The following is a 9,916-nucleotide window of genomic DNA, read 5'->3' as shown; positions in this document are numbered from 1 at the left end:
ATGTTCACCGGGATCAGGCCTTCCTTGATCTCCGCGCCGGGCCGGCGGAACGCGGCGACGTCCATCGGGTTGATGCTGTTGATCGAGTTCTGGATGAACGTGCTCTCGCCCCAGCTCACCACCTGCTTGCCGACCCGCACGCTGCCGGGCAGGTCGCCGATGCTGTAGTTGTGGTAGAGGAAGGCATCGAGCAGCTGCGCCCCGGAGGACTTGGCGCCCTCCTTGCGATTGTGGTCGTCGATGTCGTAGAGCAGGCGGTGTTCGTCCTTCAGCTCGAAGTCGTACCAGTACTTGCCACGGAAGAACGCGCCGGTGTCGCCGTACTTGAGTTCGAGATCGTGGATGCCCTTGAAGATCTTCGAGAAGGTTTCGCCCTTCTTGAAGTTCAGCCGGCCGTCGTCGGAGGTCTGCGACGAGGCGTGGCCGCCGTTGCGGGTGCCGATGTAGTCCTTGTCGGCGGAACGCATGGACCAGCTGGCCCCCACCGACAGCGACGAGTCGAATTGCCCTTCGATCTCCCCGATGTTGAATGACACGGCCGAGGCCTGGGTGGCGCAACCCAGGGCTGTGGCCGCAGCGAGTGCGTGCAGAGGGAAGATTCCGCGCCTTTTTGTTGTTGTCATGCGGCTCTCCTGACAGGGTCGAGGTGGCTACACCCTACCCAGCGGCCCGAACGGCGGTAAGCGCACCAAGGAGGTATTCCGGTTGTCGCCCGAAAGAGTGAACAGGGGCCCTGGAAAGCGCCTCGGCGAACGCCATATGCAGGATGGATACGCCGTCATCCAGTGCATGGATGACAGCGCGGCACTGTTCCGCCGGCGGCGGCGATGGCATCCTTCGCTGCATGCAGCCCGAACAGACCATTCCCGCCGACCGCGATCTCGCCGACGCCACCCGCGAGACGGTCATGCGTTATCACCTCAGCTGGAAGCACCGCGACATCGACGCGGTGATGGCGCTCTATCATCCCGAGGTCGAATACAACGACTTCTTCCAGAACCGCCGGATGCGCCTGGCCGATCTCCGCGAGTACGTCGAGGCGACCATGCCCAAGGGCCCCGACGAGTCGCTGGAGCACACCGACCGTATCCGCTTCGACGGCGATACCGCCTTCATCCAGTACCGCCTGCGGGTGACCCTCAGCGGCCGCCTGGCTTCGTTCCGCGCCAGCGAGGCGATCACCGTGCGCGACGGCCTGATCTGGCGCATCAACGAATACGCCTCGCTGGTCCACGAAAGCGGCGGCGGAGCCCAGGCCGGCGGCGACGGCCGGCCGCCGGCCAGCCGCCTGGGGCTTTCGGCCAAGCAGCTGAGCCTGCTGGCACGCGACCTGGAGCACTACTTCCAGCAGGCCCAGCCCTATCTCGATCCGGACCTGGACCTGACCCAGGTGGCCAATGCCACCGGCTATACGCGCAACCAGATTTCCTACCTGCTCAACCAGGTGCTCGGCCTGAGCTTCTACCAGTACGTCAACCAGACCCGCCTGCAACACCTGCTCGGCCAGCTTTCCGGCGAGCTGCCCGGACGGGTCGACGAACTGGCCTTCGCCGCCGGCTTCAATTCGCTGTCGGCCTTCTACCGCTGCTTCCGCCAGCACACCGGCCAGTCTCCGCGCGAATACCTGAAGCGCCTGTCGTCGCGCCGCTGAGATTTCCCAGCGGACCCGCGCGCACGACAGGCGCACGGCATCTTCCTACTCTCGCCGCATTCCCCCTTCCCTCTCGCTATGGAGCCCTCTATGTCGGCCTGGCGCCACCTCAGCCTGTGGATGAATCAACTGGACGATCCGCTCGAAGCGCGCCCGTCCCTGGAAGAATCCCTCGAGGTCGACGTGGCCATCGTCGGCGCCGGCTACACCGGCCTCTGGACCGCCTATTACCTGAAGCGCCGGGCGCCGCAGTTGCGCGTCGCCATCGTCGAGGCAGAAACCGCCGGCTTCGGCGCCTCGGGGCGCAACGGCGGCTGGCTGATGGGCAACCTGCTCGGCGAGGACGGCCTGCTCGCCGGCTTGCCGCCGGAGCGGCGCCGGGCCGGCTACGACCTGCTGCACGGGATTCCCGACGAAGTCGCGCGGGTGCTGCAAGAGGAAGGCATCGACTGCGACTACCGCAAGGGCGGCGTGCTCTACTGCGCGGCGCGCTACCCGGAACAGGAACGCCGCCTGCGCGCCTATCTGCATGATCTCTATGCCGAAGGCCTGGACGAAAGCGACTACCGCTGGCTGACGCCGCAGGAACTCGACCAGCAGTTGCGCATCCCCGGCAGCTACGGGGCGATCCATTCGCCGCACTGCGCCACCATCCAGCCGGCCAGGCTCGCGCGCGGCCTGGCCCGCGCGGTGGAGCGCCTGGGCGTGCGGCTGTTCGAGAAGAGCCGGGTGCTGCACTGGCAACGCGGCCTGCTGCGCACCGAGCGCGGCGAACTACGCGCCGAATGGATCGTGCCGGCGGTGGAAGGCTATGCCGCCAGCCTGCCGCCACTGGGCCACTACCAGTTGCCGGTGCAGAGTCTGCTGGTGGCCACCGAGCCGCTGCCGTCGTCGGTCTGGGCGGAGATCGGCCTGGAGCGCGGCCAGGCCTTCAGCGAATTCAGCCGCCAGGTCACCTACGGCCAGCGCACCGCCGACGACCGCCTGGCCTTCGGCGCGCGGGGCGGCTACCGCTTCGGCGGCAAGCTGCGCAACGACTTCAGCCTCGACGACGAGGAAGTCGGCCTGCGTCGCTACCTGTTCGGCGAACTCTTCCCGCTGCTCAAGGACGCCAGGATCAGCCACACCTGGGGCGGCAACCTCGGCATGGCCCGGCGCTTCCGCCCGCACATGCTGCTCGACCGCGCCAGTGGCATCGCCCTCTCCGGCGGCTACGGCGGCGAAGGGGTCGGCGCCAGCAACCTCGGCGGCCGCACCCTGGCCGCGCTGATCCTCGGCGAGGACAACGAGCTGCTGCGGCAGCCCTGGGTGCTGGGCGAGCGTCCACTGGACAGCCTGGCCCGCTGGGAACCGGAACCCTGCCGCTGGCTCGGCTACAACGCGATCATCCGCAGTTTCGTCCATGAGGACCGGGTCCTTGCCGATCCGCACAGCGCGCCCTGGCGACGCAGCCTGGCGCAAACCCTCGCGGCCGGCATGGAAAGCCTGATGCGCTGAGAATCCCCTCCACCTCCCACAGAGGAAAAACCGCATGGCCCTGACCCTTCTGAAAAATACCGCCGGCGCCGATCTTGGCGCCGCCAGCCCGGTCGCGGTGCCGCTTGGCGAGCCGGTCGCGCAGACTCGCGCCTACGCCGTGGAGCGCACCGACCAGGTGGAAACCGGCATCTGGGAATGCACCCCCGGACGCTGGCGGCGGCAGATCGTCGAGCAGGAGTTCTGCCACTTCCTGCAAGGCCGCTGCACCTTCACCCCGGACGGCGGCGAGACCATCCGCATCGAGGCCGGCGATGCCCTGCTGCTGCCGGAGAACAGTCTTGGCGTGTGGGATGTGCAGGAAACCGTGCGCAAGAGCTACGTGATCATCCACCGCTAGCCCGGGCGGCGCGACGGCGTCACTCGAAGCGCCCGTGGCGCCCCTCGCCGTCCTTGAAGCGCTGCGCGCCCTCCAGGGTCTCGCCGCTCTCGATCACCGCCAGCCCGCCCTGGAATTCGTTGGCCAGGGCCACGTCGAAGGACAGTTCCCACTGCGCGTATACGCTGGCGCGATCGGCGAGCATGCAGGTCTGCGGGAAGGCGGCGAGTTCCGCCGCCAGCTCCTCGGCCTCGGCTCGCGCCGAACCGCTCGGCACCACCCGGTTGGCCAGGCCGATCTGCAACGCTTCGTCGGCCTTCACCGGACGCCCGGTGAGGATCAGGTCGAGCGCCCGGCCCTGCCCGACGATCCGCGGCAGGCGCACGCTGCCGCCATCGATCAGCGGCACCCCGAAACGCCGGCAGAACACTCCGCAGATGGCGTCCTCGGCCATCACCCGCAGGTCGGCGAGCAGCGCCAGCTCCAGCCCGCCGGCCACCGCATAGCCTTCGATGGCGGCGATCAGCGGCTTGCCGAGCTGCATGCGGCTCGGCCCCATCGGTCCGTCGCCCTCCGCCTCCAGGCGATTGCGCCGCTCGCCATCCTCGGCCACCGCCGCCAGGTCGGCGCCGGCGCAGAAATTGCCGCCGCTGCCGGTGAGTACCGCGACCCGCGCCGTATCGTCCGCTTCGAACTCGCGCAGGGCGTCGGCCAGGGCCTGGGCGGTCGGCCGGTCCACCGCATTGCGCCGCTCCGGGCGAGCGATGACCAGGGTGGTGACCGGGCCGTTGCGTTCGACGATGACACTCATGACAGACTCCCTGCGGAAAAAGCGAAAAAAGACACCGGCCGGATGGCAGAAGACCGGCGTCAGCCGGTCTTCACCTTAGTCCTTTTCCCGCGGCCGCGCCGCATCCGCCGGGCGTCTCAGAGCGCGTGCTTCTGCAGGTTGGCCATCATTTCACGGAGCGCCTCGACGTTGTCCGCCGGGTGCGCGGCGTTCTCGAAGTCGCAGATCTGCTGCCAGTGCGCGGCCACATCCTCGGCGTCGAAGCCGGCCTTCGGATCGAAGCCGAAGCCCAGGCTGCGTTCCCAGCGTACCTTGCCGATCCAGCCACCGCCGACCTCATAGAGCCCCGAGGTATCCTCGCAGGCCGAGCTGCCGAGGTAGACCACCAGCGGGCTGACCAGCTCCGGCTTGAGCTGCTCGAAGACCTGCGGCGGGATCAGCCCCTCGGTCATCCGCGTACCGCCGGTGGGGGCGATGGCGTTGACCAGGATATTGTTCTTGCGCCCTTCCAGGGCCAGGGTGCGGGTCAGGCCGTAGAGGCCGAGCTTGGCCATGCCGTAGTTGCTCTGGCCGAAGTTGCCGTAGATGCCCGAGGTCGAGGAGGTGAACACCACCCGCCCGTAGGCCTGCTCGCGCAAGTGCGGCCAGGCGGCGCGAGTGACCTTGTAGGCGCCTTCGACATGCACCTGGTAGACCAGGTCCCAGTCGGCGTCCTCCATCTTGTGGAAGGTCTTGTCACGCAGGATGCCGGCATTGTTGACCACCACGTCGACGCGACCGAAGGCGTCCAGCGCGTTCTCCACGATCCTGCCGCCGTCCGTGACCGAGTCGTGGTTGGCCACCGCGGTGCCGCCGGCGGCACGGATCTCCGCCACCACCTTGTCCGCCGCCGAGGCACTGGCGCCTTCGCCATGGGTGCTGCCGCCGAGGTCGTTGACCACCACCTGGGCGCCATGCTTCGCGAACAGCAGGGCGTGGGCGCGGCCAAGGCCGCCGCCGGCTCCGGTGACGATCACGACTTGGTCGTCGAAACGCAGGGCATCGCTCATGTTCGGGACTCCAGGACAGTAGGAAGGATTGCCCGAGTGTCGGCCAGCCCGCCGGCGGGGACAAGGCTTCGCGCCGCCATGAATGGCGCCCGATAAGGCAGCGGGATGTTCCGCTTCAGTCGAACGGAATGTACAGCCGGCCACGCGGGCCGAGCTTGAACAGCCACCAGTCGTAGTTGTGCCGGACCACCACCAGCAGCAGGCTGCCGAGCAACGCGAGGCCGGCGCCGACGGCGTACCAGCGACTGCCTTCCTGCCAGCACAGGTAGCCGAGCCCGAGCGCCAGCAGCAGGCCGAGTTCGGCGAGGACCATCCCGGACTGGCGGATGAACGGTTGCGCCTGCACCATCTGGCGGAACAACCAGGAGCCCTCGTCGAACACGCGCAAGGGAGAAACGGGATCGTGCATGGAGACCTCCATGGGTGACGAAACGCCTCGTCCAGCGAGGCGCCAGCACCCTAGCCCCGATCCTTGCGCGATGGCACTTGCTGCAATCTCAAACTCGCTTAAGAAAACTCTGAATCATCCAGTCGGGCGCGAAACGCCAGGTAATGTTCGAGCACCGCCGCCGGCGCTTCGATCTGCGGATAATGGCCGATGCCATCGAGCAGCACGCAGTCGGCATCGGCGACCAGTTGCCGGTAGCGCTCGACCATGTGCGCCCCGGAGATCGGGTCGACGGCTCCGTCGATCACCCGCAACGGCACCCCGCCGTGCTGCAACGCCGCCACCCAGCGCTCACGCTGCTCGCGGCGGTCGACGATGTAGCGGATCAGGCGATGCATCACCCGCTGCCCCTGGTTGCTTTCGATCAGGCTCCAGAAGGCATCCAGCTCGGTCTCGCCGGGCTGGCTGCGCGGGCCGAAGACCTTGGCGAAGTTGCGCGCCAGGGCGCGGCGCTCGAACAGCCGGCCGAACAGCCCGCCCAACGGGCTCAGCAACAGCTTCTGGCTGAGCACCGGGCGGTGCGTTTCCGGGAACAGCCCACCATTGAGGAACACGCAGGAGGCGAGCCGCAGCCGGCCTTCGTGATGGCGGGCGAGCAGTTCCTGGGCGACGCTGTCGCCGTAGTCGTGGGCCAGCACGTGCAGCGGCTCGTCGATTCCCAGGCGGCCGAGCAGCGCCTGTTGCAGGTCGGCCTGCTCCAGCAGGCTGTAGCGATGGGCGCGCGGCTTGGCCGAATCGCCGAAGCCGAGCAGGTCGCAGACCAGCACGCGGTAGCGCTGCGCCAGCGGCTCCCAGAGGTAGTGCCAGTCCCAGGCGGCGCTGGGAAAACCGTGGATCAGCAGCAACGGCCGACCCTGCCCGGCTTCCCAGTAGCGGATCGGGAAGCCCTTGAAATCCAGGGTGCGGCCCCGCCTCCGCCAGGCCTCCAGTGGAATGCCGGGCAGCGCCGCGGTCACTGGCGGTAGCCCGGGTTCTGCTGGTCGAGCTTGCGCAGCAGCGCCGGCCAGGCGAGCTGGCCGCCCATGCCGGTCTTGCTGCGCATCACCCCGGCGATCATGTCGCGCGCGCCGGCGAGGATCTGCCCCGGGATTTGGATCAGCTCGGCGCCGCCGCTCTGCGCCATCACCTGTACCTCGCAGGCGCGTTGCAGGGTGAACATCATGAGGAAGGTATCGGCGATGGAACCGCCGCAGGTGAGCAGGCCGTGGTTGGGCAGGATCAGGAAATTGCTGGCCCCCAGGTCGGCCTGCAGGCGGGCCTTTTCCTCATGGTTCAGGGCGACGCCCTCGTAGGCGTGGTAGGACAGGCTGGAGAGCACGAACAACGATTGCTGCGACAGCGGCAACAGGCCCTGCTTCTGGCAGGACACCGCGATCCCCGCGGCGGTATGGGTGTGCAGCACGCACTCGACGTCGTGGCGGACCTCGTGCACCGCGCTATGGATGGTGTAGCCGGCCGGGTTGATCTCGTAGGGGCTGTCCATCAGCTTCTTGCCGCTGGCATCCACCTTCACCAGGCTGGAGGCGGTGATCTCGTGGAACATCAGGCCGAACGGGTTGATCAGGAAGTCCTCGGTGCCCGGCACCTTGGCCGAGATGTGGGTGAAGATCAGGTCGTCCCAACCGTGCAGGGCGACCAGCCGGTAGCAGGCAGCGAGATCGACACGGGTCTGCCATTCGGCGGCGGAGACCTGGGCTTGCACATCGGCGGGCAGGGAGTGAACGGCGGTCACGGCGGCATCCTCTTTTGTCGTTATCGGATGCCCGCAGTCTAGCCCCGCCCTCCTCCGGCGACTGTCGCCGGGCTTACACTCGCGCGCCGGCTGAATGGCGGAGGATTCAGCCGGCCTATGCGCGCAGGCTACAGGCAGTGGGCGACCAGGGGTGCGACCAGCAGGTTGAACAGCCCGGTGAGAACCATCAGCAGACCGGCCGCCGAACCTTCCTCGCCGCCGAACTCGTAGGCCCGACTGGTGCCGGCGCCGTGCGCGCCGACGCCGAACAGCGCGCCGCGGGCCAGCGGCGTGCGCAAGCGCAGGACGCGCAGCAGGGTGCCGCCGATCACCGCGCCGAACACCCCGGTGATCATCACGAAGGCGGCGGTCAGTTCCGGCACGCCACCCAGGTCGTGGGACATCTCCATGGCGAACGGCGTGGTGATCGAGCGCGGCAGCAACGACAGCGTGACCTGGCCGTCCAGCGCCAGGGCCTGGGCCAGCGCCCAGGAGCTGCCGATGGCCACCGCGGTGCCGGCGAACATCCCGGCCAGCAGCGCCGGCCAGTGGCGCATCAGCAGCTCGCGCTGCTGCCAGATCGGGATGGCGAAGGCCACCGTCGCCGGACCGAGCAGCGCCACCAGCCAATTGGTGTCGCGGGCGTAGTCGGCGTAGCGGGTATGGGTGGGAATCGCCAGGGCATAGAGCAGCACCGGGACGAACACGATGGGCGACAGCCAGTACCACTTCACCCGGCGGTACAGCTGGCGGCTCAGGAGGTAGCCGCCGACGGTCGCCGCCAACCAGAACAGGGCTTGCTTATCGAGACTCATGGCGCGCCCTCCAGCGGCACATCCACTCCACCGACACCGCGGTGACCAGCATCACCAGCAGGGTGCTGAGCATGATCACCAGGAGGATGCGCCAGCCCTCGCTGCGTAGCAGCGCGCCGTAGTCGAGCAGGCTCATCAGCGCCGGGATGAAGAACAGCAACATCTCCGCCAGCAACAGGCCGGCGCCGGCCTGCAGCCAGGCCGGACGCAGCAGGCCGCTGGCGAACAGCAGCAACAGCGCCGCCAGGCCGACCACCCCGCCCGGCAGCGGCAGGCCGATGGCCTTCGCCAGCCAGCCGCCGGCCCACCAGAAGGCGATGAGTACCGCCAGTTCGGCGGCAAGGCGGGACAGACGGCGGACGAGCGGGGGCAACATGGGAAGGGCCTTGGCTGGGAAATCGGGGATGGAGAAAGGATAAGGCCCGGCCTATCATCCCCAAAGCGAATTGTCCGCATGAGAGCCATTCCAGAATGGAATTCCGTCAACTCCGCAGCTTCGTCGAAGTGGTCCGCCAGGGCAGCTTCACCCAGGCGGCTCAGGTCCGCCACGCCAGCCAGTCGACCATCAGCAAGCAGGTCGCCCAACTGGAGCAGAGCCTTGGCGTGCAGGTATTGGAACGCAACGGGCCGCACGTGCGCCTGACCGACGCCGGCGCCGTGGTGTTTCGCCGCGCCGAGGAGATGCTGCGGCTGCGCCGCGACCTGCTCAGCGAACTGGACGACCTCAGCCAGCTCAACCGCGGCGAACTGCGCCTGGGCCTGCCGTTGCTCGGTGCCGACGCGCTGTTCGCCCAACGCTTCGCCGAATACCGGCGGCGCTATCCGAACATCGCCGTGCACCTGGTGGAAGGCGGCAGCAAGACCATGGAGCAGGCAGTGCTGGCCGGCGAGCTGGAACTGGCCGGCAGCCTCACCCCGGCGGACGACGGCTTCGACTACCAGCCGTTCTGCAACGAACCGCTGGACGTGCTGCTGCCGGCCGGGCATCCCAAGGCCGCTGCCGCCAGCGTCGCCCTCGGCGAACTGGCGGACAGCCCGTTCCTGCTCTACCAGCAGAGCTTCACCCTCAACGACCGCCTGCTGCGCGCCTGCCTGGAGGCCGGCTTCAGCCCGCGCGAAGGCGGCCGCAGCGGCCAGGCCGACTTCCTCGGCGCGCTGGTGGCGGCCAACCAGGGAGTAGTGCTGCTACCACGGGCGATCGCTCGCGAGATCGAACGCCCGGGAGTGGTGCGGGTCCTGCTCAGGGAGCCGGACCTGCGCTGGGACATCGCCTTCATCTGGCGCCGTGGCGGCTACCTGTCGCGGGCGGCGCAGGCCTGGCTGGAGCTGCTGCGCGAGCAGCCGCTGGAGGAAAGCCCGGCGTAGGACGAATAACCGCCAGCTCGGCAGAAGCTAGGCGGATAACGCCTGGAGGCGTTATTCGCCCTACCGCTTGCTCCCTCCCCGTGTAGGGCGAATAACCGCTACGCGGTTATCCGCCACCTCGGCAGGCGTTTCGGCGGATAACGCCTGGGGCGTTATTCGCCCTACCGCTTGTCCCCTCCCGTGTAGGGCGAATAACCGCTACGCGGTTATC

The 9,916-nt window shown here is 68.2% G+C and carries 12 protein-coding genes; 4 read left to right on the top strand and 8 right to left on the bottom strand.

Annotated elements, in window-relative coordinates; genetic code table 11:
* The coding region (locus HMPREF2716_RS27555; RefSeq protein ID WP_045108252.1) for a DUF1302 domain-containing protein at positions 1 to 623 on the bottom strand (623 nt) is incomplete at its 3' end.
* Between the two features lie 284 nt (positions 624 to 907).
* On the opposite strand from HMPREF2716_RS27555, the gene HMPREF2716_RS27550 reads away from it, so the two are divergent.
* The 3 genes from HMPREF2716_RS27550 to HMPREF2716_RS27540 all read left to right on the top strand — a co-directional run bounded on the left by HMPREF2716_RS27550 (position 908) and on the right by HMPREF2716_RS27540 (position 3,527).
* Positions 908 to 1,651, top strand: coding sequence for an AraC family transcriptional regulator (locus HMPREF2716_RS27550; protein ID WP_003119583.1), 744 nt, complete (start codon positions 908 to 910; stop codon positions 1,649 to 1,651).
* 90 nt (positions 1,652 to 1,741) lie between these two features.
* A complete protein-coding gene (locus HMPREF2716_RS27545) occupies positions 1,742 to 3,148 on the top strand; it encodes an NAD(P)/FAD-dependent oxidoreductase (RefSeq protein WP_023517867.1) in 1,407 nt (468 codons plus the stop codon).
* 34 nt (positions 3,149 to 3,182) lie between these two features.
* Positions 3,183 to 3,527, top strand: a complete 345-nt coding sequence (locus HMPREF2716_RS27540) for a cupin domain-containing protein (protein WP_003091873.1) — start codon at positions 3,183 to 3,185, stop codon at positions 3,525 to 3,527.
* A gap of 19 nt (positions 3,528 to 3,546) precedes the next feature.
* On the opposite strand, the gene HMPREF2716_RS27535 is transcribed toward HMPREF2716_RS27540, so the two are convergent.
* The 7 genes from HMPREF2716_RS27535 to HMPREF2716_RS27505 all read right to left on the bottom strand — a co-directional run bounded on the left by HMPREF2716_RS27535 (position 3,547) and on the right by HMPREF2716_RS27505 (position 8,716).
* The gene (locus HMPREF2716_RS27535; protein ID WP_003091874.1) at positions 3,547 to 4,317 is read right to left on the bottom strand and encodes a crotonase/enoyl-CoA hydratase family protein; all 771 of its coding nucleotides are present in this window, start codon (positions 4,315 to 4,317) and stop codon (positions 3,547 to 3,549) included.
* Positions 4,318 to 4,433: 116 nt separating this feature from the next.
* A complete protein-coding gene (locus HMPREF2716_RS27530; RefSeq protein ID WP_003102332.1) occupies positions 4,434 to 5,345 on the bottom strand; it encodes an SDR family oxidoreductase in 912 nt (303 codons plus the stop codon).
* A gap of 115 nt (positions 5,346 to 5,460) precedes the next feature.
* Positions 5,461 to 5,754: a hypothetical protein gene (locus tag HMPREF2716_RS27525; protein ID WP_003111018.1), complete on the bottom strand. Its 294-nt coding sequence runs from the start codon at positions 5,752 to 5,754 to the stop codon at positions 5,461 to 5,463.
* A 98-nt stretch (positions 5,755 to 5,852) separates the two neighbouring features.
* The gene (locus HMPREF2716_RS27520; RefSeq protein WP_016253115.1) at positions 5,853 to 6,749 is read right to left on the bottom strand and encodes an alpha/beta fold hydrolase; all 897 of its coding nucleotides are present in this window, start codon (positions 6,747 to 6,749) and stop codon (positions 5,853 to 5,855) included.
* Complete coding sequence (locus HMPREF2716_RS27515) at positions 6,746 to 7,525, bottom strand: class II aldolase/adducin family protein (protein ID WP_003117546.1); 780 nt, start codon at positions 7,523 to 7,525, stop codon at positions 6,746 to 6,748. Before HMPREF2716_RS27515 ends, HMPREF2716_RS27520 begins: the two co-directional genes overlap by 4 nt.
* Positions 7,526 to 7,653: 128 nt before the next feature.
* On the bottom strand, positions 7,654 to 8,340 hold the full coding sequence (locus HMPREF2716_RS27510) for an LrgB family protein (RefSeq protein WP_003102323.1): 687 nt from the start codon (positions 8,338 to 8,340) through the stop codon (positions 7,654 to 7,656).
* Entirely contained in the window at positions 8,327 to 8,716 is a 390-nt protein-coding gene (locus tag HMPREF2716_RS27505; protein WP_003091885.1) for a CidA/LrgA family protein, read from the bottom strand. Before HMPREF2716_RS27505 ends, HMPREF2716_RS27510 begins: the two co-directional genes overlap by 14 nt.
* 95 nt (positions 8,717 to 8,811) lie before the next feature.
* Between HMPREF2716_RS27505 and HMPREF2716_RS27500 the strand changes: the two genes are divergently transcribed.
* On the top strand, positions 8,812 to 9,705 hold the full coding sequence (locus HMPREF2716_RS27500) for a LysR family transcriptional regulator (protein ID WP_003143374.1): 894 nt from the start codon (positions 8,812 to 8,814) through the stop codon (positions 9,703 to 9,705).
* The last annotated feature ends 211 nt before the right edge of the window (positions 9,706 to 9,916 follow it).

Source organism: Pseudomonas sp. HMSC076A11, from assembly GCF_001810205.1.
In the GTDB taxonomy this organism is placed as follows: Bacteria; Pseudomonadota; Gammaproteobacteria; order Pseudomonadales; family Pseudomonadaceae; genus Pseudomonas; species Pseudomonas aeruginosa.
This window is presented reverse-complemented; position numbering and strand designations above follow the sequence as displayed.

Bases quoted from the DNA above. Each gene is read 5' to 3' on its own strand.
- HMPREF2716_RS27550 (WP_003119583.1), top strand. From the start codon at position 908: ATGCGTTATCACCTCAGCTGGAAGCACCGCGACATCGACGCGGTGATG.
- HMPREF2716_RS27545 (WP_023517867.1), top strand. From the start codon at position 1,742: ATGTCGGCCTGGCGCCACCTCAGCCTGTGGATGAATCAACTGGACGAT.
- HMPREF2716_RS27540 (WP_003091873.1), top strand. From the start codon at position 3,183: ATGGCCCTGACCCTTCTGAAAAATACCGCCGGCGCCGATCTTGGCGCC.
- HMPREF2716_RS27535 (WP_003091874.1), bottom strand. From the start codon at position 4,317: ATGAGTGTCATCGTCGAACGCAACGGCCCGGTCACCACCCTGGTCATC.
- HMPREF2716_RS27530 (WP_003102332.1), bottom strand. From the start codon at position 5,345: ATGAGCGATGCCCTGCGTTTCGACGACCAAGTCGTGATCGTCACCGGA.
- HMPREF2716_RS27525 (WP_003111018.1), bottom strand. From the start codon at position 5,754: ATGCACGATCCCGTTTCTCCCTTGCGCGTGTTCGACGAGGGCTCCTGG.
- HMPREF2716_RS27510 (WP_003102323.1), bottom strand. From the start codon at position 8,340: ATGAGTCTCGATAAGCAAGCCCTGTTCTGGTTGGCGGCGACCGTCGGC.
- HMPREF2716_RS27505 (WP_003091885.1), bottom strand. From the start codon at position 8,716: ATGTTGCCCCCGCTCGTCCGCCGTCTGTCCCGCCTTGCCGCCGAACTG.
- HMPREF2716_RS27500 (WP_003143374.1), top strand. From the start codon at position 8,812: ATGGAATTCCGTCAACTCCGCAGCTTCGTCGAAGTGGTCCGCCAGGGC.